At 70.6% G+C, this 24,829-nt stretch carries 23 protein-coding genes; 6 read left to right on the top strand and 17 right to left on the bottom strand.

The genetic code is table 11. From position 1 onward, the window contains the following. Positions 1-213 precede the first annotated feature (213 nt). From VGC13_RS14500 to VGC13_RS14490, 3 genes are all read left to right on the top strand, one after another. Entirely contained in the window at positions 214-1,875 is a 1,662-nt protein-coding gene (locus VGC13_RS14500) for a M1 family metallopeptidase (protein WP_331125978.1), read from the top strand. Positions 1,876-2,069: 194 nt separating this feature from the next. Then, complete coding sequence (locus VGC13_RS14495; RefSeq protein WP_331125977.1) at positions 2,070-3,527, top strand: hypothetical protein; 1,458 nt, start codon at positions 2,070-2,072, stop codon at positions 3,525-3,527. A 722-nt stretch (positions 3,528-4,249) separates the two neighbouring features. Then, positions 4,250-6,343: an amidohydrolase family protein gene (locus tag VGC13_RS14490; protein WP_331125976.1), complete on the top strand. Its 2,094-nt coding sequence runs from the start codon at positions 4,250-4,252 to the stop codon at positions 6,341-6,343. A 457-nt stretch (positions 6,344-6,800) separates the two neighbouring features. On the opposite strand, the gene VGC13_RS14485 is transcribed toward VGC13_RS14490, so the two are convergent. Beyond that, complete coding sequence (locus tag VGC13_RS14485) at positions 6,801-7,112, bottom strand: hypothetical protein (RefSeq protein ID WP_331125975.1); 312 nt, start codon at positions 7,110-7,112, stop codon at positions 6,801-6,803. Between the two features lie 502 nt (positions 7,113-7,614). Between VGC13_RS14485 and VGC13_RS14480 the strand changes: the two genes are divergently transcribed. Genes VGC13_RS14480 through VGC13_RS14470 form a run of 3 tightly spaced genes read left to right on the top strand, consistent with a single transcriptional unit; the run spans position 7,615 to position 9,518 of the window. Then, positions 7,615-8,628 (top strand): hypothetical protein, encoded by a 1,014-nt coding sequence (locus VGC13_RS14480; RefSeq protein ID WP_331125974.1) that lies wholly within the window; start codon positions 7,615-7,617, stop codon positions 8,626-8,628. Then, positions 8,625-9,266: a hypothetical protein gene (locus VGC13_RS14475; protein WP_331125973.1), complete on the top strand. Its 642-nt coding sequence runs from the start codon at positions 8,625-8,627 to the stop codon at positions 9,264-9,266. Before VGC13_RS14480 ends, VGC13_RS14475 begins: the two co-directional genes overlap by 4 nt. A 24-nt stretch (positions 9,267-9,290) precedes the next feature. Further along, complete coding sequence (locus VGC13_RS14470) at positions 9,291-9,518, top strand: hypothetical protein (RefSeq protein ID WP_331125972.1); 228 nt, start codon at positions 9,291-9,293, stop codon at positions 9,516-9,518. A gap of 184 nt (positions 9,519-9,702) precedes the next feature. Here VGC13_RS14470 and fabF read toward each other — a convergent pair whose 3' ends face one another. The 16 genes from fabF to VGC13_RS14390 all read right to left on the bottom strand — a co-directional run bounded on the left by fabF (position 9,703) and on the right by VGC13_RS14390 (position 24,774). Continuing rightward, positions 9,703-10,950 (bottom strand): beta-ketoacyl-ACP synthase II, encoded by a 1,248-nt coding sequence (gene fabF, locus VGC13_RS14465; protein ID WP_331125971.1) that lies wholly within the window; start codon positions 10,948-10,950, stop codon positions 9,703-9,705. Positions 10,951-11,038: 88 nt separating this feature from the next. After that, on the bottom strand, positions 11,039-11,278 hold the full coding sequence (locus VGC13_RS14460) for an acyl carrier protein (protein ID WP_331125970.1): 240 nt from the start codon (positions 11,276-11,278) through the stop codon (positions 11,039-11,041). A 77-nt stretch (positions 11,279-11,355) separates the two neighbouring features. Then, positions 11,356-12,093, bottom strand: a complete 738-nt coding sequence (fabG, locus tag VGC13_RS14455) for a 3-oxoacyl-ACP reductase FabG (RefSeq protein WP_331125969.1) — start codon at positions 12,091-12,093, stop codon at positions 11,356-11,358. A gap of 97 nt (positions 12,094-12,190) precedes the next feature. Further along, positions 12,191-13,141, bottom strand: a complete 951-nt coding sequence (fabD, locus tag VGC13_RS14450) for an ACP S-malonyltransferase (protein ID WP_331125968.1) — start codon at positions 13,139-13,141, stop codon at positions 12,191-12,193. Continuing rightward, on the bottom strand, positions 13,141-14,133 hold the full coding sequence (locus VGC13_RS14445) for a beta-ketoacyl-ACP synthase III (RefSeq protein WP_331125967.1): 993 nt from the start codon (positions 14,131-14,133) through the stop codon (positions 13,141-13,143). Before VGC13_RS14445 ends, fabD begins: the two co-directional genes overlap by 1 nt. Continuing rightward, positions 14,130-15,128, bottom strand: a complete 999-nt coding sequence (gene plsX, locus VGC13_RS14440; protein WP_331125966.1) for a phosphate acyltransferase PlsX — start codon at positions 15,126-15,128, stop codon at positions 14,130-14,132. Before plsX ends, VGC13_RS14445 begins: the two co-directional genes overlap by 4 nt. A 26-nt stretch (positions 15,129-15,154) precedes the next feature. Then, entirely contained in the window at positions 15,155-15,337 is a 183-nt protein-coding gene (rpmF, locus tag VGC13_RS14435) for a 50S ribosomal protein L32 (protein ID WP_331125965.1), read from the bottom strand. A gap of 28 nt (positions 15,338-15,365) precedes the next feature. Continuing rightward, positions 15,366-15,809, bottom strand: a complete 444-nt coding sequence (locus VGC13_RS14430; protein ID WP_331125964.1) for a DUF177 domain-containing protein — start codon at positions 15,807-15,809, stop codon at positions 15,366-15,368. Positions 15,810-16,175: 366 nt separating this feature from the next. After that, entirely contained in the window at positions 16,176-16,799 is a 624-nt protein-coding gene (locus VGC13_RS14425) for a hypothetical protein (RefSeq protein WP_331125963.1), read from the bottom strand. Next, positions 16,796-17,251, bottom strand: a complete 456-nt coding sequence (locus VGC13_RS14420) for a hypothetical protein (RefSeq protein WP_331125962.1) — start codon at positions 17,249-17,251, stop codon at positions 16,796-16,798. The genes VGC13_RS14425 and VGC13_RS14420 overlap by 4 nt, the downstream gene beginning before the upstream one ends. After that, a complete protein-coding gene (locus tag VGC13_RS14415; protein WP_331125961.1) occupies positions 17,235-18,668 on the bottom strand; it encodes a MotA/TolQ/ExbB proton channel family protein in 1,434 nt (477 codons plus the stop codon). The genes VGC13_RS14420 and VGC13_RS14415 overlap by 17 nt, the downstream gene beginning before the upstream one ends. A gap of 417 nt (positions 18,669-19,085) precedes the next feature. Further along, positions 19,086-19,547 carry a hypothetical protein gene (locus VGC13_RS14410; protein ID WP_331125960.1) on the bottom strand — a complete coding sequence of 154 codons (462 nt, stop codon included), beginning with the start codon at positions 19,545-19,547 and terminating at the stop codon, positions 19,086-19,088. A gap of 96 nt (positions 19,548-19,643) precedes the next feature. Then, entirely contained in the window at positions 19,644-21,929 is a 2,286-nt protein-coding gene (locus tag VGC13_RS14405; protein ID WP_331125959.1) for a TonB-dependent receptor, read from the bottom strand. Next, the gene (locus VGC13_RS14400; RefSeq protein ID WP_331125958.1) at positions 21,926-22,432 is read right to left on the bottom strand and encodes a MerC family mercury resistance protein; all 507 of its coding nucleotides are present in this window, start codon (positions 22,430-22,432) and stop codon (positions 21,926-21,928) included. Before VGC13_RS14400 ends, VGC13_RS14405 begins: the two co-directional genes overlap by 4 nt. Before the next feature lie 110 nt (positions 22,433-22,542). After that, the gene (locus VGC13_RS14395; protein ID WP_331125957.1) at positions 22,543-22,896 is read right to left on the bottom strand and encodes a hypothetical protein; all 354 of its coding nucleotides are present in this window, start codon (positions 22,894-22,896) and stop codon (positions 22,543-22,545) included. A gap of 345 nt (positions 22,897-23,241) precedes the next feature. Beyond that, the gene (locus tag VGC13_RS14390; protein ID WP_331125956.1) at positions 23,242-24,774 is read right to left on the bottom strand and encodes a serine hydrolase; all 1,533 of its coding nucleotides are present in this window, start codon (positions 24,772-24,774) and stop codon (positions 23,242-23,244) included. Between the last annotated feature and the right edge of the window lie 55 nt (positions 24,775-24,829).

Genomic DNA, 24,829 nt, shown 5'->3' with positions numbered 1-24,829 from the left:
CTGATCCGCCGTGATCGACGAGCTTACGTCCCTGCATCGAGCCGGCTGCATGCGACCGATCCCGGACTTCCCCCACGGCGGCCGGAGCCTTTCCGCCTCCCGAAGTGTATCCCCCGCCACTCGCCGCACTGGCGCACCGGGCCGCGCGCGCGAAAGATTCAGGAGGCGCGACACAGGCCGCCTTCCCCGAAGCCCATCCACCGTGTGACGTTCATGACGCGAACCCGAATCGTGCTGGCGGCGCTGGCCGCCGTGCTGACGGCCTCCACCGCCGCGCAGGCGCAGCGCTTTACCCGCGCGGATTCGCTGCGCGGCTCCATTGGCCCGGCGCGGGCGTGGTGGGACGTGGCCTACTACGACCTGAACCTGACGGTGAGCCCGGCCGACAGCAGCGTGCGCGGGTTCAACGGCATCACCTATCGCGTGCTGCAGCCCGCCCGCGAGATGCAGATCGACCTGCAGGGGCTGCAGGTGGACAGCATCGTCCAGGACGGGCGGCGGCTGCGGCACCGGCGCGACGGCGACGCCCTGTTCGTCACCCTGGCGGCGCCGCAGACCGCGGGGGCGCTCAAGACGGTGACGGTGCACTACCACGGCGAGCCGCGGGTGGCCCGCAACGCGCCCTGGGACGGCGGCTTCGTGTGGACCCGCGACCCCGGCGGCGACCCGTGGATCGCCACGGCCGTGCAGGGGCTGGGCGCCAGCGCGTGGTGGCCCAACAAGGACACGCAGGCCGACGAGCCCGACAGCATGCGCATCGCCGTCACGGTGCCGCGGGGAATGACCAACGTGAGCAACGGCCGCCTGCGCGACAGCGTGCGGAACGCCGACGGCAGCACCACGTACGCGTGGTTCGTCACCAGCCCCATCAACAACTACGGCGTGGCGGTGAACGCGGGGAGCTACGCGCACTTCCAGGACGTGTTCCAGGGCGAGAAGGGGCCGCTTACGCTGGACTACTGGCCGCTGGCCATGCACGAGCAGGCGGCCCGGCGGCAGTGGGGGCGCGACGTAAAGCCCATGCTGCAGTGCTTCGAAAGCTGGTTCGGGCCGTTTCCCTGGTACGAGGACGGCTTCAAGCTGGTCGAGACGCCGCACCTGGGGATGGAGCACCAGAGCGCGGTGGCGTACGGCAACGGCTACCGCAACGGCTACCGCGGGCAGGACCTGTCCGGCACGGGGCGCGGGCTGTCGTGGGACTACATCATCATCCACGAGGCGGGGCACGAGTGGTTCGGCAACCACATCACCACGAAGGACATCGCCGACATGTGGGTGCACGAGGGCTTCACCACCTACAGCGAGGGGCTGTTCGTGGAGTGCCAGCAGGGCAAGGCGGCGGGCGCGGAGTACGTGCTGGGCCAGCGCAAGCAGATCCGCAACGACGCGCCCATGGTGGGCCCCTACGGGGTGAACACCGAGGGATCGGGCGACATGTACTTCAAGGGCGCCAACCTGCTGCACACCGTTCGCCACGTGATCGGCGACGACGCAAAGTGGCGCGGCATCCTGCGCGGCCTGAACGCCACCTTCGGCCGGCAGACGGTGACGGGCGCGCAGGTGACGGAGTACATCTCGCGCGAGGCGGGGATGGACCTGAGCCGCGTGTTCCGGCAGTACCTTACCACCACGCGCATCCCCGAGCTGGAGTACCGCATCCAGGGGAACCGCCTTTCGTACCGCTGGACCAACGTGGCGCCCGACTTCGACATGCCGGTGCGGGTAACGCTGGCGCCCGGCGAGTACGGGCAGATTGCGCCCACCACGTCGTGGCAGACGGCGAACGTGCGCGGCGTGACCCCCGCGAACTTCCGCGTGGACGAGAACTTCTACGTCACCGCCCGCAACGCCGGCGCGCCAGGCAGGAACCGGTAGACAGACAGCTCTCTCGACGGGAAGCGGCCCCGGTGCACCTCGCGCCGGGGCCGCTTCGCATCACCCGGGTCGGTGTTCTCGTAGTGGATGCGCACCCCGCCAGCGGGAACAAGAGTGTGGTGCGCGCGTTCACCCGGGCCTATTTTGGCCTTCCCGGCACGCACGTGCCCCGCACGCGCCTATCCACGGTCGCAATGACGGAGCAGGATTCTCCCGAAATTCCGTTCCTCCATCAGGAGGACCAGGCGGATGACGCGCAACGGGCGCCGATCTACGCCGGTCTGTCGCGGCGTGCGGCCGCCGTCGCGCGTCGGGTAACGGACGACGCAGGCCGCGCCGCGACGTTCGGGCGCGATGCCGTGGCCGTGGTCGGCGCGCGGGCGCAGCGGGCGTGGGCGGCGGAGGATCCGGCCACGATCCTTGACTCGCCGGCGTTCGCCCCGTTTCCGGGCGGCGGCCCTCCCGCGGAGATGCTCAGCATCGCCTGGCAGGCGGACGCGCTGGTCGGGCTCTCCGCGATGGGCGTAACCGTATGGGAGCGGGAGATCGTGACGGTGACCCGGTCGGTGTTTCACGACGGGCTGCGCCACCAGGAGCTGAGCCGGCGGCTGTTCGGCAGCGACTACGACGCGATCCATCGCTGGATCGACACGGTGCCGGGAAGCGGCATCCGTGGCGGCGGCATCGTCCACCGGCTGCAGCACGGCCACGACCTTGCCGCCGCGCAGGCGCTGTATGACCAGCACGGCCTTCCGGGACTGCTGGTGTGGATGCAGCACGTAGGGCAGGACCTCGCCACGCCCACGGGAATCCCCATTCCCATCGGCGGACCGGACTTCGCGCAGTGGCTGGTGCAGGCGGGGCACGCGACGCCGGGCAAAGCGGCGCTGATGCTCTCGTTCAACGCCGCCGAACTGGCCGCGGCCGTGCTGGGCGGTGCATTCGCGCTCAGGCTGGCGGCGCTCGCCACCGAGCTTCGGCGGCAGCGGCAGGTCGCCAAGCGGTGTACCGCGGCTCGCGAGGCATGGGCGCGCGGGGATCTGGACGCGGTGATGGCGCACTACGGCGAGGCGCGCTCGCTCTCCGCGGACGAGCCCACCATCCTGATGGCGCTGGGCTGGGCCAGCGCGCAGATGGGCCAGCCCGCGGCGGAGTCGTTTCTCGCGTTCCGGGCGGCGGCCATGGGGCTGGCCAGGAAGGATCGCGCGGTCGAGGTGGACGGCGCCACCCTCAGCCTTCGGGGCCTGGCGTATCTGCTGGCGCTGTCGCACGCGGTGCAGGTGCTGGAACAGACGGATCTGCAGGGCGCCTGGCGGGCCGAGCTGGACCGGATGCTCCGGGGCGCGATCACCGCCTTCGAGCAGATGGCGATCGCCCAGGCGGAGGGCCCGTCGCTGAGCCTGGGAGCGCGCGAGGTGGCGCTCTTCCGGGCGCGCCCCTTCTCCGCCGCGGCCAACTACTACCTCGCCGCCCGGCTGGCGCGGTCCGCGCCCTTTTTGTCCACCTCGTCAGAGGCGCCGCGGCTCTCCAGCCGCGCACTCCAGATGCAGGACCGCGCTGCGGCCGTGTATCCGGACGCGGCGGAACAGGTCCAGCGCACCCGGCTGCGTTGGCAGATGGAACTGAGTGGCGACCGGATACTTCCCGCCTGAGACGTTTTGCCACGACCGACGGACAGAATCGGCCCCAGTGCATATCGCGCCGGGGCCGCTTCATGTTGAGAGCCTGGCAAGAATGGGCCTCATGCCAGATCCAACGAAACTGTCATTCTGAGGGAGGCGCCGCGCGGTGCTCTCCTCTTGTCCAGGAGTGTGGCGCCGATCAAAGAATCTTGTCGGGAACGGCAGGATCTTTCCGTCACGCAGGGTTCGCGGGCTCTGCCCGCAACAGGATTCCGCGCGAGGGGGGGGAGATTCTTCGGTCGCGCCAACAGGCCTCGCGGTTTTCCTGAAGTTCCGCGCGGGCGCTTCCTCAGAATGACAGGTGTTTTTCCGGATTCGGCACGTACCGTTTTCTCTGCTCTCCAACCGCGACATCGATCCGTGGTGAGCGGAGGCATGGCGCTCCAGTCGACCAAGCACGAGCCAGAGTGGGGCGTCGGGAACAGGAGGCAGGAGGAATGCGGCAGGAGGCCATCCGCGTTTTTGTAAGGAGAGATGCGGATCGCTCCACGGTCTCCGCAACGCGCGGAAGCAGGCTGTCCGCACCACCTGATGCGCGATCTGGAGAACCATGTTCCCCGCTCCACGTTCCGGGGTGAGCGGCACACCCTGGTTTCCGCTCCCGCAGATTGCGAAGCACCGCGGCCATGTGCTAGTTATTTACCATGCCCCCGTCCCATCGAGTTGATCCACGCCACGAAACGAGAGTCGAGATGATCCGCAGACCCGTCTTGCGTGCCTTTTCCGCGCTGGCGGCGGCGCTGCTCGCGGTGCCCGCGACCGCGCAGCAGAACGCGTTCGTCGCGGCGGCGGGTCCGGCGCGCACGGAAGTGCTGGAGCGCGGCGCGATGGACCCCGCGGTGTCGCCGGACGGGACGCAGGTGGCGGTGAGCATTCTGGGGACGATCTGGCTGGTGCCCGTCGCGGGCGGGGACGCGGTGCAGCTGACCACCGGCGGCGCCTGGGACGAGCACCCCGCGTGGTCGCCCGACGGCCAGTTCCTGGCCTATGCGCGCAATACGCGCAACGGCAGCGTGCTCATGGAGCACAACCTGGCCACGGGCGCCAGCCGGTCGGTGCTGGAGGTGGAGGGAGGGCTGGGGCAGATCGCGTATCACCCCCGCGGCGGGGAACTGTTCTACGTGCTGATGCGCGGCCAGTACGACGCGCACCTGTGGCGCGCCCCGCGCGGCGGCGGCGAGCCGCGGCAGATCACGCACGCGGAGAACTGGCACGAGTGGTCGTTCGCGCTGTCGCCGGCGGCGGACACGGTGTTCATGGAGAGCGGGCGCTACGGGGGCGCGGACCTGTACCTGATGGCGCTGGATTCCATGCGCCCCACGCGCCTGACGGAAACACCGGCGCGCGGCGAGTTCTCGGTGGCGTGGAGCCGGGACGGCCGCACGCGGATGTGGGTCGCGGGGCAGAACGGAACCGACACGGTGATGGCGCAGACGGACGGCGGTGCGCCGCGCGCCGTGTACGCCAGCCCGTACGGCCAGAAGCAGCTTTCCATCGACCCCGCCGGCCGCTTTGCCGTGGTGGCGGACGGGCGCCGGCTGCACCGCATCGACCTGGGCGCGGGGACGTCGGCGCCCATCCCCTTCCGCGCCGCGCTGCGGCTGCCGGCGCGGACGGAGGGCGACCTGGCCATCGTCCACGCGCGCGTGTGGACGGGCGTGGACGACCGCGTGATGGAGGACGCCACCGTGGAGGTGCGCGGCGGGCGCATCGTCCGCGTGCACCGCGGCGCGCCGGAGGCCGGGCTTCCCGTGCTGGACGCGGCCGGCAAGACGCTGATGCCGGGGCTGGTGGACAACCACGCGCACTACTGGTTCCCCTTCCAGGGCGAGCGGCTGCTGGAGCGCGGGATCATCAACGTGCGCGACCCGGGGGCGGCGATCAGCAGCAGCATGAGCTTCAAGGACGCCAACCGCCTGGGCGTGGTGCTGGGGCCCACCATCTACACGGCAGGCCCCCTGATCGACGCCAGCGGCGGCTACCACCCCATGGTGGACGTGGCCATCGACGACCCGGCGGCGGCGCCCGCGCTGGTGCAGGCCCTCAAGGAGCAGGGCGTAGACCTGCTGAAGCTGTACTTCCTTCTGGATCCCGACGTGGCGCGGGCGGTCCTGGCCGAGGCGGAGCGGCAGGGGCTGCCGGTGACGGGGCACATCGGCGTGCGCACCAGCCTGCGCGAGGCGGTGGAGGCGGGGATCGAGGGCTTCAGCCACGTCCGCGTGTGGCGCGACGTGCTGCCGCTGCACATGCAGCCGCAGGGCGAGAACGAGACGCTGGACCGCGAGCGGGCGCCCCTCGCGCGAATGCAGGCGGACTGGTCTGCCATCGACCCCGAAGGCCCGGAGCTGGGCGGGCTGCTGCGGCTGATGGCGGCGCGCGGCGTGGCGCTGGATCCCACGCTGGTGGTGCACCGCCTGGGCGAGCGCGACCGCTCGCGCTTCAGCCTGGAGGACTTCGCCACCGCCACGGAGGGCTACCGCCGGATGGCGCGCTTCGTCCGCCGGGCGCACGAGAGCGGGGTGATGCTGCTGGCCGGCACGGACGGCGCCAGCCTGAACGAGGAGATGGAGGCGTACGTGGAGGCCGGCGTGCCGGTCGTCGACGTGCTGCGCGCCGCCACGGTGAACGGCGCGCGCTGGCTGGGCCGCGAAGACGAGTTCGGCACCATTCAGCCCGGCCGCCGCGCGGACCTGCTGCTCGTCGACGGCGACCCGCTGAAGAACATCCGCGACGCACGCAACGTCAGCGCGGTGATCAAGGAAGGCCGGGTGGTGATCCGCAAGTAATTATAGTCCCATATCCTGAAAAAGAATAATCGTACAGAGGAACAGAGTCAGACAGAGAAAGCGAGCTGAAATCTCATCGTTATCCCTCTGTCTGACTCTGTTCCTCTGTACTCATAAAGGTGTTGTTTTCCCGGATTCGGTATCACACGGAATCAACGGAGACTCGCCCTCTGTGGCCTCTGCGGCCCCTGGGTGAGCCCATTCTTCGCAGGGGGAGCGGCAACGACAAAGCGGCCCCGGCGCAGATCACGCCGGGGCCGCTCTTTATCTTGGACCGTCTGCCGTATCAGCCGTCGAACCGTTTGAAGGTCAGGCACACGTTGTGCCCGCCGAAGCCGAAGGAGTTGCTGAGCGCCAGCCGCCGGGAGGCCGCACCTTGGTCGGCGGCGGATGGCGTTCACGCAACGTCCCTCCCAATCAGCAGCCGCCGAAAGACGGCGTACCGCAGTCGGTCACGTCAGCAGCAGTTGCAGGTGCAGGGGCAGTCGCAGGTGCCGCAATAGGTGGCGCCGCAGGTCGCGTCGTAACACGTGCCGCATCCCGTCGCGCAGGTGCCGCAGTTGGTGGCGCAGGTTCCGCACTCGCTCGCGGCGGTGCCGCACCCGCAGTCGGTTGCGCCGGTACCGCAGTAGTCGAAGCTTTCGCACTCCAGTGACTGCGTTGGAGTTGGTCTGTGCGCCTGCACGGTTCCCCGTTGCGCGGCATCGCCGTCCGTGGTGTTGAAGCTCTCCACAGTAAGCGCATCAAGGTTGAGTCGAAGCTTCTGCATGGGGCGTTCTCCTCAGATGTCGTGTGATGAAATGGGGTGCGGCCAACGGGCACGCCGCGTCAGAGCAATCCGGCTGCGCAGCTGGCGCCGGTCTGCAGGCGGCGAATCGGAATGAACGAACAGGACCCATACACGCGCGACCTGCCGCGCTCGCCAGACAATCCTATCGTCGCAATCGCACTGCGTATTTCATGCCTCCACATGCACAGCGAAGAATCATGGACGACGCAAGAGCCGATCCATGAAATATGTTTTACGACACTATTGCATAGTTTATACAAGGCTTGTATACTCCGTGAGTGCCCCGAGCAGAACTTCACCACCGCGCCCTGTTGCCACTCCGGCGGCTGCACCCCGCCCGACTTGCACCGACCCCAAAGAGCCATTGATTGCGAAAACGCGTTCTACCGTACCCGGCATTCCCAAGCTGGGCCTCGCGATCCTGCTCCCGCTCCTCGGCGCGTGCGCCTCGGACAGGACGAGTTCCGAGGTCCGGGCTCAGATGGCCGCCCGGCTCCTGATCGACTTGGTTGCGGAGCTGCGGATCGGGGATGGGCCGGTGCTCGCGTCGGCGAATAGCCTCACTGTTACCACCAACGGCCGCGTCATCGTGGGCGACCAGTCAGACCGTGCCCTGAAGGTCTTCGGCCCTGACGGGCTGCAGGTCGCGCCGATTGGCCGTGCGGGCGCGGCGCCGGGCGAGTTCACCCTGCTCAACTCCTCCGGCGTGCTCGGCGACTCGGTGTACGGGTGGGATTCGCGCGCGAACCGCGTCACGGTGTTCGACCCGGCCGGCCGCTATGCGCGCGCTTTTGCGATCGGGCAGCCGGGGAGTCCCCGCTTTGCCCGCTTGCGCGTGATGGACGACTCGCTGCTGGTGGCGAGCGGCTGGGTGCAAGGCGCGCACGACCAGCCCCTGGTCGAGGTGTTCGACCGCAGGGGCCGGCGTGTGGGCCGCATGGCGCAGATGAAGGAGGCCTTCTCCCCGCCGGACCCGCACCTGCTTCCCCACACCGCCGTATTCGCGGACGGCCGCGGCGGCGTGGTGTTCTCCACCGTTCACGGCATCGACACCATCTTCGCCCACACCGCGGACGGCCGAATGCTGGGCACGGGGCGGATCGGGCTCACGGGCCACGCGCCCGTGCTGGACCTCCGGCGCCTTCTGCGTCGCAACCGGGGCACGCTGCAGCGGCCCGACAGCAGTTGGGTGCAGGACGGCCACTACGCCGCGCTTGGTCTGGTGGCACTCTCGGATGACTTGGTAGCGGTGCAGTTCGCCCGGTTGAACTTCGCAGAGAACACGGACCTGCTCTCGGATGGTGGGCCGGTCGTGGTGCTGCGGCTGCTGTCGGACGGAACATTTCAGAACGTCGGACAGGTGCGGGGGCCCGGCGCGCTCTTGGGTCGCAGCCCGGAGGGAAATCCTCTGCTGCTGCGGTGGAGCGGGGCGGACCTGGAGTGGCTGGAGCTTTATCGTTTGATCGTTCAACCTGCGACGAAAGGTCCACCATGAAGGCTCTTCAGTTCGCAAAGCGGGGAGCGGCGACGGTGGCGGTGGTGGTGTGCGGCGTCATTGGCGGCGTGGTCGCGCAGGAAAAGCTCGCCGCGTTCAATGCGCCCACTCCCCGCGAAGAATGGGGTAAGCTGGCGCAGGAGCACAGTGATTCTTCCTACGACGCCGCGATGAAGCGTTTCGGCGGCCGTGTGACTTCGCGGCTGCAGACGGCGTTGCAGGCGCTGCCGCTGGATCACACCGTACTGGCGGTGGTCACCGCGGCCGACCTGAGGGGGTGTGAGGATCTGGGGCGGCAGCTTCGCGAGCTGAGCAAGGCGGTTCCCTCAGAACCGGGATGGGGGTTGGCCATTCTGGTAGACGCCGCGGGTAGTGAGGATCTGCGGCGGTTCCTGGAGCGCGAGCGCGTTCCCCCGGTCCCCATCCTCGTCGGCCACCCGACCGCCTTTCTGGAGGGTGGGGAGCATCCGGGGACCCCGGCCGCAGCCGTCGTCGTGCGGGATGGCCGCATTGCCGCCGGCATCTCGCATCCGCTCCGCGTGCGCAACACGCGCAGCCGCTCCTTTGCACAGGAACTCGGTCTGTCCGGCATCGCCGGAACGGACCTCATCATAGCCGGTGCCCGCGGTCCTCGCTGACCAATCACCACTTCCGGAGAACGCATGAACAAACTCATCAGCAGCCCGAGCCGTTTCTACATCATCATGTTCGTCGTCGCCGGCCTTACCGGCTTCGGCACCCGTCAAGCCACCGCCCTCGAAGCGGAGCCCGTCTACGACAAATCGTGCTGGTACGACGTCGGCACCACTCCCCGTTGCCAGGACTGCTACGGGTCATGCACACCGGGGTACGTCTGCTGCCGCATCGACGTGCAGCCCAGCCTCCAGTAACCAGACTCACCGCAGGCTCCTTTTCTCTTCCTGAGAGGCGCGGGCACCGGCTCTCATCGATCAAACGCCCGAGGCGCGCACGCTCCTGGTGATATGAGCGGGTGCGTTTCGGGCGCGGGTGAACGAAAACGGCCCCGGCGCAGATCACGCCGGGGCCGCTCTTCATCCTGGACCGTCTGCCGTATCAGCCCTCGAACCGCTTGAAGGCCAGGCACACGTTGTGGCCGCCGAAGCCGAAGGAGTTGCTGAGCGCCAGCCGCACCGGCCGCTCGATCATCCCCTCCGTCCCGTAGTTCAGGTCGCAGTCCGGGTCCGGCGTCTCGTAGTTGATGGTCGGCGGGATCCTGCCGTCGCGGCACACCAGCGCGCTGATCACCGCCTCGACCCCGCCCGCCGCGCCCAGCGTGTGGCCCGTCATGGACTTGGTGCTGCCTACGATGATCTCGTACGCCCGGTCCCCCAGCGCCGTCTTGACCGCCATCGACTCGTTCTTGTCGTTGGCGGGGGTGCTGGTGCCGTGCGCGTTCACGTAGTCCACGTCTGCCGGCCCGGCGCCGGCTTCCTTCATCGCGGCGCGCATGGCCCGCACCGCGCCTTCGCCGCCCTCGGCGGGCGAGGTGATGTGGTAGGCGTCGGCCGTCTGGCCGTACCCCACGACCTCGGCGATGATGGTGGCGCCGCGGGCGCGGGCGTGCTCCAGTTCCTCCAGCAGCACCATCCCCGCCCCCTCGCCCAGCACGAACCCGTCGCGCCCCGCGTCGAACGGGCGGCTGGCGCGCTCGGGGTCGTCGTTGCGGGTGCTGAGCGCCGTCATGTTGGCGAAGCCCGCCACGCAGGTGGGCGAGACCGACGCCTCGGTGCCGCCCGCCAGCATCACGTCGGCCTCGCCGTACTTGATGCTGCGGAACGCGTTGCCCACCGCGTGCGCGCCCGAGGCGCAGGCGCTGACGGTGCAGTAGTTGGGGCCCTGCGCCCGGTAGCGGATGGAGACCAGCCCCGCGGCGATGTCGCTGATGAACATCGGCACGAAGAAGGGCGACACGCGGCCCGCGCCCTTGTCCAGCAGCCGCGCGTGCTGCTCTTCGAAGGTGTGGATGCCGCCGATGCCGCTGCCCACGATCACGCCGAAGCGCTCGGGGTCCAGCGAATCGAACGTCTCGTCCAGCCCGCCCTCCTTCATGGCCTGCACGGCCGTGGCGATGGCGAACTGGCTGAAGCGGTCGGTGCGCTTGACCTCCTTGCGGTCGATGTACAGCAGGGGGTCGAACCCCTTCACCTCGGCCGCGAAGCGGACGCTGTGGCCGTCGGTGTCGAACTGGGTGATGGGTCCGGCACCGCTACGCCCGCCGAGCAGGGCAGTCCAGGATTCCTGGACGTCCAGCCCGACGGGCGTGAGCAGACCGGTCCCCGTGATCACGACTCGGCGATTCATCAGCCGCTCCGGGGTCTTCGGGAAGCTCGGGCCGGGCCGCCCGGGGGCGGCCCGTATGGAAACGTCTGAGGCGCGGACAGGCCGCGGCTCAGGCCTGGGCGTTGCTCTGGATGTAGCTGATGGCGTCGCCGACGGTGCGCAGCTTCTCGGCCTCTTCGTCCGGGATCTCCATCCCGAACTCTTCCTCGAAGGCCATCACCAGCTCCACGGTGTCCAGCGAGTCCGCGCCAAGGTCCTCCACGAACGAGGCCTCGGGCGTCACCTTCTCGGCGTCCACGCCCAGCTCGTTGATGATGATCTCCTTGACCTTCGCCTCGATGTCCGCCATTTCACGTGCTCCTGGTTGGGTTGAGCGTGTCGAGCCCCGACGCCCGTGGCCGGCGGGGCTCCTGTCAGATCGTCGTCCTACATCACCATCCCACCGTCCACCACCAGCACCTGCCCGGTGATGTACGACGCGCCCGGCCCGGCCAGGAAACGCACCGCCGGCGCAATGTCCTCGGGCCTGCCCAGCCGCTGCAGCGCAATGCCGCTCATCAGCGCCGCGCGGGCGGCTTCGGGCAGGTCCGCCGTCATGTCCGTCTCAATGTATCCGGGGGCGACGGCGTTGACCAGAACCCCCCGCCCCGCCAGCTCCTTGGCGACCGACTTGGTCATCCCGATGAGCCCCGCCTTGGAGGCGGCGTAGTTGGCCTGCCCCGCGTTTCCGGTGACGCCCACCACCGAGCTGATGTTGACGATGCGCCCCGCGCGCCGCTTCATCATCCCCCGGCTGGCGGCGCGCATCAGGTTGAAGGCGCCGCGCAGGTTGGTGTCGAGCACGGCGTCCCAGTCCTCGTCCTTGATGCGCATCAGCAGGTTGTCGCGCGTGACGCCGGCGTTGTTCACCAGCACGTCCAGCGCGCCGAAGTCGGCCTCGACCTGCTTGACCAGCGCGTTGCACGCCTCGGGGTTCGCCACGTCGCAGGCGTAGCCCCGGTGGCCCTCGCCCGGCAATTCCGCGGCCGCCGCCTGGGCCCGCGCCCCGTCGCGCGCCACCACCGCCACCCGCGCCCCCGCCGACGCCAGCTCCCGCGCGATGGCGAGCCCGATGCCGCGCGAGCCGCCGGTGACGAGGGCAACCTGGCCGTTCAGTTCCTCCACCGCACCGCCTCCGTCAGATAAGTACCAAGTGCCCAGTGCCCAGTGCCTAGTATATCGCCCCACTGGGCACTAGGCACTAGGTACTGGGCACTTTCTCCTAGGCACTTCCATTCCCCATCAGCTTCTCGATCGCGTCCGCCGTCCCCACCGCCACGCCGCGCCCCTCCGCCGCGCGGTCGATGCGCTTCAGCATGCTGGTGAGCACCTTGCCGGCGCCCACCTCCAGAAAGCGCTCCGCGCCCATCTGCAGCATGGTCTGCACCGACTGCGTCCAGCGCACGGGCGAGGTCAGCTGGTCCACCAGCAGCGTGCGCGCCTCGGCCGCCTCCGTCACGGCGTGCGCCGTCACATTCGACACGACGGCAAAGGCGGGGTCGCGGAACTCGATCGCGTCCAGCTGCGCCTGCAGGCCGCCCTCGGCCACGCGCATCAGCGGGGAGTGAAAGGCGCCGGAGACGGTCAGCGGCTGCACTTTCTTCGCCCCGGCGGAGACCAGCATGGGGCCCGCGCGCTCCACCGCCGACACGTCGCCGGAGATGACCACCTGGCCGGGGGTGTTGAAGTTGGCGGGGACCACCACCGAATCGTCCGTCGACGCCTCGCGGCAGACGCCCTCCACCACCTCGTCGTCCAGCCCCAGCACCGCCGCCATCGTCCCCGGGCGCGCGTTGCCGCCCTCCAGCATCAGCTCGCCGCGGCGGCGCACCGTCCGCACCGCGTCGGCGAAGCTCATGGACCCCGCGGCGTGGTAGGCGCTGAACTCGCCCAGCGAGTGGCCGGCCGCGCAGACCACGTCCAGGTCGGCTTCCTTGAGCACCGCCCACACGGCGGCGCTGTGCGTCAGCAGGGCGGGCTGGGCGTTGGCGGTCAGCGTCAGCTCCTCGGCCGGGCCCTCCCACATCAGCCGCGAAAGGGGGAACCCCAGCGCCTCGTCGGCCTGCTCGAAGACGGCGCGGGCGGCGGGAAAGCGCTCCGCCAGCTCCTGCCCCATCCCCACCGCCTGGCTTCCCTGCCCCGGAAACAGCAGGGCGATCCGCTCGCCCGCCATCAGAAGCGCACCACGTTGGCGGCCCACGTAAAGCCGGCGCCAAAGGCCACCATCAGCACCAGCGACCCCTCGCCGATGCGCCCCTGCTCCACCGCCTCGTCCAGCGCCACGGGAATGGAGGCGGACGACATGTTGCCGTAGCGGTCCACGTTCACGAACACCTTGTCCATCGGCATCTTTGCGTACTTGGCGGTCGCTTCGATGATGCGGATGTTGGCCTGGTGGGGGACCATCAGGTCGATCTGGTCGCTGGTGACCCCCGCGCGCTGCAGCGCCGTCTCCGCCGCCTCGCACATGGCGCGCACGGCGGACTTGAAGACCTCGGGCCCCGCCATCTTCACGTAGTGGCTGCGCTCGTCCAGCACGGCGATGTCCAGGGGAATGCGCGCGCCGCCGCCGGGGCGGTACAGCAGCTCGGCCAGCGTGCCGTCGCTCTTCATGTAGGTGCTCAGGATGCCGCGCCCGTCGCTGGCCCGCTTGACCACCGTGGCGCCGGCCCCGTCGCCGAAGAGGACGCAGGTGGTGCGGTCGGTCCAGTCGACGATGGACGACATCTTTTCGGTGGCGCACACCAGCACCGTCTCGGCCTGCCCGGCCACGATGTGCGCCTCGGCCATCGACAGCCCGTACAGAAAGCCCGAGCACGCCGTCGCGTAGTCGTACGCGGCGGCGTTCCGGGCGCCCAGCAGGGCCTGCACGTCGCAGGCGGTGGAAGGCAGAAGGCGGTCGGGGGTGGCCGTGGAAAGGAGGATCATGTCCACCTCCTCGGCCGCGGTCCCGGCGCGCTCCATGGCCACGCGGGCCGCCGCGGCGGCCATGTCGGCCGCCCCGGTGTCCTTGTCGGCGATGCGGCGCTCGCGGATGCCCGTGCGCGTGCGGATCCACTCGTCGTTGGTGTCGACCAGCGTCTCCATCTCGGCGTTGGTCACCACGCGCGGCGGCGAGTAGTGCCCCGTCGAGACGAGGCGGGCGCGGGGAGAGGCCTGGATCATTCGGTTGCGGATCCTTCGGCCGGGCGGGCCAGCCGCGCGGCCATGTGCTCCACCATGCGGCGATCCACCGACTGCGCGGCCACCCCGATGGCGTTGCGGATGGCCAGCGGCGGCGAGCCCCCGTGGCAGATGATGACGACCCCGTTCACCCCCAGCAGCGGCGCGCCGCCGGTGGCGGCGTAGTCCAGGCTGCGGAAGATGCGGTCCAGGTCCAGCTGGATCCCCGCCTCGGCCAGCTCGCGCCGCAGCATGGCGGTGATCAGGCCGGCCACCGACTCGTAGAACTTCAGCAGCACGTTGCCCACGAAGCCGTCGGCCACCAGCACGTCGCACTTGCCGCTGACGATCTCGCGCCCCTCCACGTTGCCGATGAAGTTGAGGTGCGTGGCCTTTTCCAGCAGCCCGTAGGCCTCGACCACCGCCTCGTTCCCCTTTTCGGGCTCGGTGCCGATGTTCAGCAGCCCCACCCGGGGATTCTCGATCCCCATCACGTCTTCGGCGTACACGCTGCCCAACTCGGCGAACTGCACCAGCTGGTGGGGCTTGGTGTCGACGTTGGCGCCCACGTCCAGCGCCAGGCAGCGCCCGGTGGCGGTGGGGATGCGCGCGCCCACGGGCGGGCGGTCAACCCCCTGCACCGTGCGCAGCGTGACCAGCGAGGCGGCCATCACCGCGCCCGTGCTGCCGGCGCTGATGAAGGCGTCCACCTCGCCGGCCTTGAGCAGGTTCACGCCCACGACGATGGACGAGTCGCGCTTGCGGCGGATGGCCGTCGCGGGCGCCTCGCCCATCTCGATGACTTCGCTGGCGTGGTGGATGAGCAGGCGGTCGCGGGGCGCGGCCGGGTGGCGCGCCAGTTCGGCCTCGAGGCGGTCCCGGTCGCCCACCAGCACCACGGTCAGGTCGTCCCTGCCGTCAAGCAAAGCTCCGACCGCGCCCTCGACCTCCACGGCCGGGGCACGATCGGAGCCCATCGCGTCCAGCGCGATCCGCATCTTTTCCGGTCTTTGCGCGAGGACGCTCAGAACTCGGAAGCTTCGACGCGCTGCTCCTTGCGGTAGAAACCGCAGTTCGCGCACACGCGATGCGGAAGGTGCGGGTCACCGCACTGCGGGCACGCGTTGAACGAAGGCATCGAAGCCTTTACGTGCGTGCGGCGCTTGCGCTGGCGCTGCTTGGACTGGCGTCTCTTCGGTACGGCCATGGGAGCCCCCTGCTATCGTTGGTGGTGTTCAGTCGAACGTTACGTTCTTCAGCGCGTCCCAGGGGCTCTCGGCCTGCACGGGTACGCAGTTGCACTCGTCCTGGTTGCGGTCGATGCCGCAGGTGGGGCACAGCCCCCTGCACTCTTCGGTGCACAGGACGAACTCGGGCGCCAGAAGCAGCAGCTGCTCGCGAACGGCGTCGCGAAGGTCCAGCGTGTCGCCGCGAGCGGGGAGGGGGTACACCTCTCCCTCGGCCTCTTTCTCGTCCTCCGCCAGCACGTCGAAGAGCATGTCGACGACGTCGTCGACCTCCAGCTCCACGGACGCAAGGCAGCGGCGGCAGGCTTGCCGCACCGTGGTGCGGAGCCGGCCGCGCACGAACACGCCGTCGCCCACCGGGCGCGCGGTCAGGTCCACGTCCAGCGGCGCCGCGAGCGTCACCCCCGACCCCTCCCACATTGGATCGTCCATGGGAATCTGCTCCCGGACGACCACTTCTCCGCGGTCCAGCGCGGTCAGGCTGACATTCAACATAAACCAGAAAAGTACTCGCGAAACACGGTCCTGTCAACGGACGGGCCGGGGTTCGCGCTCGTGTCGTGCCTTGGATACACCATACCGCGCGCGGCGTGCACGTTCCGCGCCGGGTTTGGTGAAGGGGTGAAGGGGTGAAGGGGTGAAGGGGTGAAGGGGTGAAGGGGTGAAGGGGTGAAGGGGTGAAGGGGTGAAGGGGTGAACGGGTGAACGGGTGAACGGGTGAACGGGTGAACGGGTCACGGTGGAGCGGTGCCGGTCAGGAGACACGGCGCGCCTGCCCGTGACACCGCCACCCATCCCCTACTGCACCCCCACCTCCCGGCCGCCGGACGCGAAGGTGATGTCTCGCCCGGCGGCGAACGGCTCCCAGCCGCTGTCCAGGCCACGGCGGGCCGCCACCTCACGCGCGGCGCGGAACGCCTCCAGCCCGTCGGGGCGTACGATGAAGGCCAGGTATTCCTTCTCCGGGTCCATCGCCTTCAACACGCGCTGGTAGGCAGAGGCGGAATCCTTTACCACCTTTGCGCTCTCCCCCGCCCCTTCGTGGGCCCGGTAGCGTACGCCTAGGCCGCCGCTGAGGTCCACCGTATAATTGCCGGTGGAGGTGGAAAAGGCATCCATGCGGTCCAGGACCCAGGCGTAGTTGTACCAGTTGATTCGCGGCAGGCTTTCCATGAAGGCCTGGACCCGCGCACCCCCCACCTCCGTCTCCATGTGGATCACCCGCCCGTCCACGACCTCGAAGAACACCGGCTCCCTGTCCGTGGACGCGCGCAGTGGTGTGCGCACCAGGACGGTGGCATCCGCCGCGGCGAGCGTGACGAACAGGAGCACAAAGACCAGCACGCCCACCGTGTTGGTCATGATGTCGAGAAACGAGTCCAGGTTCTGCGCCTGCGGGCGCGGCCTCGCCGGGCGCCTCATGAGCGAATCCTCAGCTTCCAGTCCGCGTCCACTGGCTCGTAGCCGATCTGGATCCCCCGCCCTTCCACCTGTTCCCGCACCTCGTCGAAGAGCTCGAACCCGTCCGGGCGCACGGCCACGATCACGTACTCCGTGGCCTTGCGTTCCTGCACCTGCCGCAGAAGCCGCCGCAGCGCGGTATCGCGTCCGTCCACGTCTTTCGCCGGGACGAACTCCAGCCCCGGGTGGATGACCACGCCGTCCCCGCGCACTTCCACGTAGTGCGGCTTGAGCGTGACGTTGCGCCCCCCGTCGTCCCGCGCCACCAGCGTGATGGAGCGCTTTTCCCCCAGCACGCCGGTCGTTACGACGATGATGATGAGGATCAGCGTACCGATCATGCACGCCAGCACGGCCAGGAACGGAAACAGCTCCGCCTGCAGGCCGGGCCCGCGGCTACGCCGGACGGCCACCGTCCGCCTCCACCAGCATGATGCGGCGGGGCTGCGCCAGCCGCTCGATGGCCGGCTGCAGCCCGCGCATCGAGCGCTCCACGCCCGCCAGCGCGTTCCGCAGCTCGCCCGTCGTCTCCAGCGTGCGCAGGGTGCGCTCCAGCGAACGCTCCAGTTCCACCACCTCCGCCAACTGCGCGCTGTGCCGCTCCAGCGCCTCCGCGCGCTGCTGAAGCGTGGCACCCACGCGGTCCAGCGACTGCGCGATTTTCGATGCGTGCTGCGCCAGCCCGTTGGCGACCTGCTGCGCGTGCGCGCGCACCTCGCCCACCGTGGCGCGCCCCGCCTCGTCCACCGACGCCAGCATCGCGGTGAGCGCATCCGCGCTCGCCGCCTCGCGCACGGCAATGCGGGCGTGCGCCTCTTCCTCCGCCGCCGCGATGCGCGCCATCGCCTGCTCGTGGTGCACGCTTAGCGCGGCGCCCGCCTGGGCCACCTGCGCTGCGGCCTCGCGCGCGCCGGCGGCCACCTCCATGGCCGCCTGGCGCAGGTATACCTCCGCCACCCGCACCATTTCCCGCGGCTCGGGAAGGTGCGCGGCGAGCGCCTCCCCGACCGCCTCCACCATCACCGTGCGGTCCACCCCGGACTCGGCGGCGGTGTCCGGCAGCCATGCAACGACCGCGTCGCTCACGTCCGCTTCCAGCGCCAGGAGGACGCGTCCCTCAAGCCGCTCCAGCAGAACCAGCGGAAGCATCACTAGAACGCTGAGTGCCAGTGCCAGCAGCGTGGTGTCGAACGCGACCGCGAGCCCCGTGGTCACCGCGCCGATCCCGGTCTTGATCTGCTCGATCTCCTCCGCCTGGCGCAGAAAGCTGCTGAACCCCGCCACCGCCGCGCTGATCCCCACGACCGTGCCGATGAAGCCCATCAGCGGAATGGCCCAGACAAAGGCGCGCGGGAGCGAGTACGACTGCTCCATCGCCGACTGCGCGAACACGGCGTCCTCCTCCGCCTTGGCGGCCGCGGCGGCGCGCGTCCCCGCCACCATGTACGCCTGCAGCGCGCGGGCGCGGCGCAGCGCGGGGACCGTGGCCGCACGGGCCCAGCGATCGCGCGCCTCCCGCGCCTGCTCCACAGTTGGCTCCGCCGGAAGCGGCTGCAGGCGGACCGCGTCGCGCAAACGCCTCCTCACCATCACCACACGCGCGGCCTTGATGGCCAGGAACGCGACCGTGGCGCACGCCAGGTACAGCGATGCCAGCTGGGTGAGGCCGCGGTCGAGCACCAGGGCAGCCAGAAAGCTGCCGCGCACGGTGAACAGCGCCCCGGCCACGGCGGCGGCCAGCACGACGCCCAGTCCCAACCACCAGGACAGCGGCACCTCCAGGTCGGTCGGGGTGCGGATGGTTACAGGCGCCGGCTGTGGTTCCGGCACTGCGAGAACGGCCGGCACGGCGGGAGTGGGGGCATCCATGGCATTCGCGGATCAGGGGGGACAAGTGTTCGCGATTCATGCCTCGTCTCGTGGACTTTGCAGGCGTGGCGCCTGAAGCCGCGGCTGAACCGCACCGGGGCAGATACACTGTCGGCCCGAGAAGTGAATGTTCTCACACCCGGGAAAGCAAGAGGCCTCCAGCTTGCTGGGTGTGAGGGCTGTGTTCTGGTCGAGGGAGTGTGCGGCCCTGGTCATCCTCCACCGGTGAGGGGGGTGACGGGGTGAACGGGGTGACGGGGTGCGTGCCGCCGGTGCGGCGTCTTATCCGGAGGTGATGATGGACCGGGACGGCAAAAGGACGCAGGCGATGGGCTCGCCCGCGTCCTTTCTTCCACCCCTCCGGGTGCGGCTTCCGGGCTACGGCGTCACGACGATGGGGATGGCGGGCGAGTCGTAGTCGCTGTGGTTGCCGTGCATGATGCTGAACACCACCGTCGTGCTCCCCGCCGCCACGCCGTCCAGGTCCAGGTGGCCTTCGTGCGCGTCGATCATGGCGACGCTCTCGTTCGCCACCGTCCAGGCCAGGCTGTGCTCGTCGTCGCCTTCCTCGATCTGGAAGCGGTCGCCGTCCTCGGCCAGGAAGTAGACCGAAAGGTGCCGCCCCGCGCCGGCGGCGACGCTCAGCGTGCCCGTCACCTGGCGCGCGGCGTTAACCGAGACGAGCGTGGTGTTGTTCTGGTCGGTAATCACCATGCCGACCGCCTCCTCGTGGTGATCGTCCGGCCCCGTGCCGTCCCCGTCGCAGCCGGCCAGGGTGGCGGTGGCGGCCAGCAGCAGCGCGGTGCGGGCGAACAGGTTCTTCTTGTTGATCGCGAACATGGTTGTCTCTTTCCGGTTACGGTTGGTCCGCCCCGGTCGGTCCGGGGCGGGTGACAGGAACCGGCCACGCGCCGGCGGCCCGCGGCCGGCGGCGCGTCAGAAGTCGACGCGGTACAGCAGTCTCAGGTTCAGCCCCGGCTGCGGGGCCACTTCGCGGATGCGCGACAGGTGGTCGCGCCACACCGCGTCCGTCAGGTTGTCGGCCGACAGGGTCACGGTGTGCAGCGCGCCGCGGGCGTCCCACCGCATCCCGGCGGACGCGTTCAGCAGGGTGTACCCGGCGGTCGGCGTTTCCAGCGGCGTGCCATCTCCGGAGAGCCCGCGAAAGACGCGGTCCTGGCGCGCGGCGCTCTCCACGCCCGCCTCCAGGAACCAGCGCGGCACGTCGCGGCGCAGGCGCAGCGCACCCCGGGCGGGAGGGATGGCGGGAAGCGGATCGTAGCCGTCGCCGCCGCGCAGGTCGCCCCGCACGTAGCCGCCGGTCGCCTCCACCACCCAGGCGCGCACCGGCTCCCACTGGATGCGCCCCTCCGCGCCGGTGAAGCGCGCGTCGTCACCGCGGGCCTGGTACACGGGGTAGCGGCCAAAACGCGGATCCAGCTCGCCCGTGGGCGCATAGTAGATGAAGCCGCCGATGGCGTTGCGGTACGCGGTGAGCTCGCCGTCGAACCCCGGCCGGGAGACCCGGACGAAGAGGTCCGCGCCCAGCCCCGTCTCAGGCTCCAGCCGCGGGTTGCCGACCTCGTACGAGTACGCGGCCAGGTGCGGCCCGCGCGAGAACAATTCTTCGATCGAGGGCGTCCTGAACGAGCGGGCGAGCCGCGCCCCCGCCTGCCAGCCCCCGCCCAACCGGTAGACCGCCGCCGCACTCCCCGCGAACGCGCCGAAGTCGCGCGTCTCCACGGCGATCCCCGCGACGGCGCGGTCGTCGCCGGGCACCACGCGCGTCCAGTCGTAGCGCGCGCCCACCTCCAGCCCCCAGCGCCCGCGCGAAAGCTCCTCGTAGACGAAGCCGGCGAGCGACCACTGGCGCGCCGACCGGCTTCCCGTCGCCAGCCCGCCCACCTCCAGGTCCTTGCCGAACGCCCACAGCCCCACGGCGCCTTCGTTCCGGAAGGCGCCCTCGTGCCGGTGGCGGCCCACCAGGTTCATCGTCCCCGTGTACTGCAGGAACGAGGTGCCGACGAACTCGCTTCCGTCCGTCCCCCGCTCCAGCTCGTGGTGGCGAAAGCGGACCAGGTTCAGGTCGGCTTCGATGGATCCGAACGGACCCACCCGCGAGAGGTACGCCGCCTGGCCGCGAAGGGCGGTGCGGCGGACGTCCAGGTCTACCCCGCCCTGGTGCGCACCGGGGATGTCCTCGCCCCGGAAGGTGCCGGGGACGCCGTATTCCATCGCGTAGTCGCGAATCGCCAGCCCCGCGAAGCCGTCCGCGCCTGCGCGGCTGGCCCCCGCGCCCAGGCTGTATCCCGCGAGATCGGTGGATGGCAGGTCGCCCAGCGGCGTCCGCGTGTCCCCGGCCCGGCGGGCGCTGGCCTCGCCCCGCAGCGCCCATCCGCCGATCCCGCCCAGCAGCGACGCGCCGCCCGCGAACCCCTCGCTGGCGGACTCGCCCTGCAGGCTGACGGCGCCGGAAAGCCGGTCGGGGCGCGACCGCGGCACCTCTTCGCGGATCACGTTGATCACCCCGCCCAGCGCGTTGCTGCCGTAGAGGAGACCGGCCGGCCCGCGGACCACCTCGATCCGCTCGGCGGTCAGCGGCTCCACCATCACCCCGTGGTCCGCCGCGCTCCCGGCGATGTCGCCCGTGCGCTGGCCGTCCTCCAGCACCAGCACGCGGTCGCCACCCAGCCCGCGGATCACGGGCTGGCTGGCGCCCGGACCGTTGTAGCGCATGGCGATTCCCGGCTCGCCCGCGACGGTGGCGGCGACCGTGGCACCCAGTTGCCGCCGGAGCTCCGCCCCGCCCACGACCGTCGTCGGGCGATACGTCTCGTCTCCGCCCCGCTCGCGCCCCGTCCCGGTGGCGACCACGGCGGAAAGCTGCAGCGCGGACGGGGCAAGGTGGATGGAGACGCGGACCGTTTCGCCGCCGGCCACGCGCACCGCCTCCCCGGCCGGCGCGTAGCCGATGCGCTCCGCCGCCACCGTGTACGCCCCGGCGGGGAGCGCATCGAAGTGAAAGGAGCCGTCGGCATGCGACACCTCGCGCCGCCCCAGCTCGTGGATCCGCACGGTCGCGCCGGCCACCGGCTGCCCGGTCGCCGCGTCGGCCACGGTGCCGTGCACCGCGCCGGCCGCCGCCCGTGCACGCTGCGCGGCGCCGGCGCCGGGGGCCAGCAGCAGCGCGGCGAGCGCCGCGGCCAGGCTCCGCGCCCTCATTCGGCGCCTCCGTGCGCGGCCGGGCACCCGCAGCCGGCGCAGGTGGCGCGGTGACGCAGGCGCGCGCTCCACAGCGTGCCCGCGGCCATCAGCAGGCTGGCGGCGATGGCCGCGCCCGCTTCCGGCAGGCGCGGCAGGGCCAGCGTGGCGCCCCAGAGCAGCGCCCCCGCTCCCACGACGGCCAGCGGCCCCGCGCGGCGGTGGACGCGGACGCCGGCCAGGACGGCGAGCAGGGCCAGGACGAGCGATGCCCCCATCGCCGCGCGCTCATGCGCTTCCGCCGCCGCCAGGGCGGGGACGAGCGCGACGGCCAGCGGCGCGGCGATGCAGTGCGCGGCGCACAGCAGGGGCGCGGCCGCGCCCCCCGCCTCCACGCCGCGGACGACGCGGCTGCGCACGGCCGCGGAGAGCGGGGCGGCCGCCGCGACGGCGTAACGGTGCCGGGGCGGTGCTTCCGCGCGCGGAAGGACCGCCGGTCCCGGGACCGGTGTTCTGATCTTCATTGGTGAACGTTCGGCTGATTCGGCGATCGCGCCGCGCGGAATGCACGGACGCGCTGCAACGCCCCGCCGGTCGTGCGCGGGGTGCCGGGTTCAGCTCCAGGAAGGAGCTGTCAGCCGCGTGGTGGGGCTCTCAGGCTGGGAGGGGCGTGCGAGCGGAGCGCCGGGGCCGGCGCGTCGCCGGCGGGCGCCATGCGGACCACGGCCACGCTGGCGAAGCGTACGTGGGCGCCGAGGTCCGAAGGAAGGAACCGCAGCCCGGACAGCTTGCACGCCGGGCAGTGGGTTTCGTCGTGCAGCGGCGGCGGACAACCGTGGTCCTCGCCGTCGGGCGCGTGCACGTGCGCCTCGGCGTGCGCCGGCGCCGGGTCGCTCCAATCGTGCTGCAGCGACTCCCCACCTGCCGCCAGCAGCAGGTAGAGAAGCGCGAAGAGCGCGGAAAGGGGACGCCGGGCCGAAAGTCTCACGCGGAAACGCGAAGCAGGTCAGGGTGACGGTTCTCCGTGTGGAACCGCGACACGCCGAATGTGGAACGCCTCCACACCCCCGCGCAACCCCGCTCGGCGAGCCAGCGGCCGCGCGTCCGGCAAAAACCGCCGCACGACAACGGCCCGGCCGTTCGTAACGATCACGCTACGGCTTCGGCGTCGCAGCCGCACGCGAATCACATCGAGTCCGGGAAACAACACCTTCATGCGTACAGAGGAACCGAGTCAGACAGAGGAGCCAGGATGATGTTTCGGCTCGCGTTCTCTGTCTGACTCTGTTCCTCTGTACGATGATTCTTTAGCGGGCCCGCCCCAGCGCCGGAGTCACGGCGACAGCGTCCGCAGCATCCGCTGCGCGTTCTGGTTCTCCGGGTTCAGCTCCAGCGAGCGGCGATAGGCGCGCACCGCGTTCTCCGCATCGCCCGCGGCGGCGTATCCATCCCCAAGGCTGTCCCAGGGGTTCCACGCGTCCGGGTATTCGCGCACGTTCAGCTCGAAGAGGGTGACCGCCTCGCGCGTGCGTCCCGCGGCCAGCAGCGCGTACCCCAGGCCGTTCAGCTGCCGCTCGTCGAAGAAGTAGTCGTTGGCACGCGTCGCCTTGAGCCGCGCGTACACGGAGGCGGCGGCGTCGGCGCCCCCGTCGTGCAGGGCGTTCAGCAGCGCGGCGGCCACGGCGGCGCGGACGGGGCGGCGAACGCCGGTCTTCCACGTCATCCACGCCTCGAACGCGCGGTTCCCCGCGTTCCACCCCTGCGAGGCGTTGGTGAGGACGATGATGCCGTCCCGCGCGTCCCGCCCCACCCACAGGCTGGCCTGCCAGCCGCGGTTGCCGCCGTCGTGGCCCACGCGCCGCACGCCGTCGGGAAAGTCGCTGAAGGCGTGGCCCAGCCCCCACCGCTCTTCCGTCCCCGGCACCGGGACCAGCATGGCTTCCAGCGTCGCCCGCCGCAGGACGCCGCCCGCGGCCGCGTCCCCGGTGCCGGAGCCGGGGAGAAGCGCGGCGGCGAACCGCGCCATGTCTTCCAGCGTGGTGTGCAGCCCCGCCGCCGCCTCTTCGGCAAAGCGCGGCGTTCCCATGGGCTCCCCCAGGTTGCCGTACGGCACGGCCGAGGTGCGCAGGACCCCCGACCGCAGGTCGAAGCTGCTGGAGGTCATCCCCAGCGGGCGCAGCACCTCGTCGCGCATGTAGTCGGCAAAGCGGCGGCCGGTCACCTCTTCCACCAGCAGCTGCAGCAGGGTGTACCCGCCGCCGGAGTAGGCCCACGCCGCGCCCGGCGGCGCCACGATCCGCACTGCGCCCGCGCCGTTGGAGCGGCCGGCGAGCGAGGCCTCCAGCGAGGGGACGGAATCCGCGTGGTCCCAGCCGCGGTAGCCGGAGACGGAAAGGCCGGCGGTGTGGCTCAGCAGCCGGCGCACGGTAACGCCCGACGCGTCGAACTCCGACGGCGGCAGGTGCCAGCGCGTCAGGTAGCGCTCCACCGGCGCGTCCAGCTCCAGCTTTCCCTGGTCCACCAGCCGCATCACCCCCCACGCCGTCACGGCCTTGGAGATGGACCCCACGCTGAAGCCGGTGGCCGGGGTGACGGGGATGCGCCGCTCCAGGTCGGCGTACCCGTAGCCGCGCATCACCGCCACGCGGCCGTCCTGGATCACGGCCACGGCGGCGCCGGGAATGCGCAGCTCCCGCAGCATGTCCGGCATCACGCGGTCCAGCGAATCCGCCAGCACGCCCACGTCGTGGGATGCGGGCAGGGATGGGGAGAGCGCCGAGATGTGCTGTGCGATGGCGCCCCGTGGATCGGCGGCGGCCAAGGCGAGCGCCAGGACCAGGAGGCGCGACAGGTGGATCGGGTGCATGGACGGCTCCTTGTGGAAAGCGGCGATGGAAGGCATGCGGCGGCCCGCGGTGCGG

It is taken from the genome of Longimicrobium sp. (assembly GCF_036399255.1).
GTDB lineage: Bacteria > Gemmatimonadota > Gemmatimonadetes > Longimicrobiales > Longimicrobiaceae > Longimicrobium.
The sequence above is the reverse complement of the archived record's forward strand: the minus strand, read 5'-3'. Positions and strand labels throughout refer to the sequence as shown.

What these genes read in the sequence shown, in the direction of transcription:
- VGC13_RS14500 (WP_331125978.1), top strand. Translation starts at nt 214, where the DNA reads ATGACGCGAACCCGAATCGTGCTGGCGGCGCTGGCCGCCGTGCTGACG.
- VGC13_RS14495 (WP_331125977.1), top strand. Translation starts at nt 2,070, where the DNA reads ATGACGGAGCAGGATTCTCCCGAAATTCCGTTCCTCCATCAGGAGGAC.
- VGC13_RS14490 (WP_331125976.1), top strand. Translation starts at nt 4,250, where the DNA reads ATGATCCGCAGACCCGTCTTGCGTGCCTTTTCCGCGCTGGCGGCGGCG.
- VGC13_RS14485 (WP_331125975.1), bottom strand. Translation starts at nt 7,112, where the DNA reads ATGCAGAAGCTTCGACTCAACCTTGATGCGCTTACTGTGGAGAGCTTC.
- VGC13_RS14480 (WP_331125974.1), top strand. Translation starts at nt 7,615, where the DNA reads ATGGCCGCCCGGCTCCTGATCGACTTGGTTGCGGAGCTGCGGATCGGG.
- VGC13_RS14475 (WP_331125973.1), top strand. Translation starts at nt 8,625, where the DNA reads ATGAAGGCTCTTCAGTTCGCAAAGCGGGGAGCGGCGACGGTGGCGGTG.
- VGC13_RS14470 (WP_331125972.1), top strand. Translation starts at nt 9,291, where the DNA reads ATGAACAAACTCATCAGCAGCCCGAGCCGTTTCTACATCATCATGTTC.
- fabF (WP_331125971.1), bottom strand. Translation starts at nt 10,950, where the DNA reads ATGAATCGCCGAGTCGTGATCACGGGGACCGGTCTGCTCACGCCCGTC.
- VGC13_RS14460 (WP_331125970.1), bottom strand. Translation starts at nt 11,278, where the DNA reads ATGGCGGACATCGAGGCGAAGGTCAAGGAGATCATCATCAACGAGCTG.
- fabD (WP_331125968.1), bottom strand. Translation starts at nt 13,141, where the DNA reads ATGGCGGGCGAGCGGATCGCCCTGCTGTTTCCGGGGCAGGGAAGCCAG.
- VGC13_RS14445 (WP_331125967.1), bottom strand. Translation starts at nt 14,133, where the DNA reads ATGATCCAGGCCTCTCCCCGCGCCCGCCTCGTCTCGACGGGGCACTAC.
- plsX (WP_331125966.1), bottom strand. Translation starts at nt 15,128, where the DNA reads ATGCGGATCGCGCTGGACGCGATGGGCTCCGATCGTGCCCCGGCCGTG.
- rpmF (WP_331125965.1), bottom strand. Translation starts at nt 15,337, where the DNA reads ATGGCCGTACCGAAGAGACGCCAGTCCAAGCAGCGCCAGCGCAAGCGC.
- VGC13_RS14430 (WP_331125964.1), bottom strand. Translation starts at nt 15,809, where the DNA reads ATGGACGATCCAATGTGGGAGGGGTCGGGGGTGACGCTCGCGGCGCCG.
- VGC13_RS14425 (WP_331125963.1), bottom strand. Translation starts at nt 16,799, where the DNA reads ATGAGGCGCCCGGCGAGGCCGCGCCCGCAGGCGCAGAACCTGGACTCG.
- VGC13_RS14410 (WP_331125960.1), bottom strand. Translation starts at nt 19,547, where the DNA reads ATGTTCGCGATCAACAAGAAGAACCTGTTCGCCCGCACCGCGCTGCTG.
- VGC13_RS14405 (WP_331125959.1), bottom strand. Translation starts at nt 21,929, where the DNA reads ATGAGGGCGCGGAGCCTGGCCGCGGCGCTCGCCGCGCTGCTGCTGGCC.
- VGC13_RS14400 (WP_331125958.1), bottom strand. Translation starts at nt 22,432, where the DNA reads ATGAAGATCAGAACACCGGTCCCGGGACCGGCGGTCCTTCCGCGCGCG.
- VGC13_RS14390 (WP_331125956.1), bottom strand. Translation starts at nt 24,774, where the DNA reads ATGCACCCGATCCACCTGTCGCGCCTCCTGGTCCTGGCGCTCGCCTTG.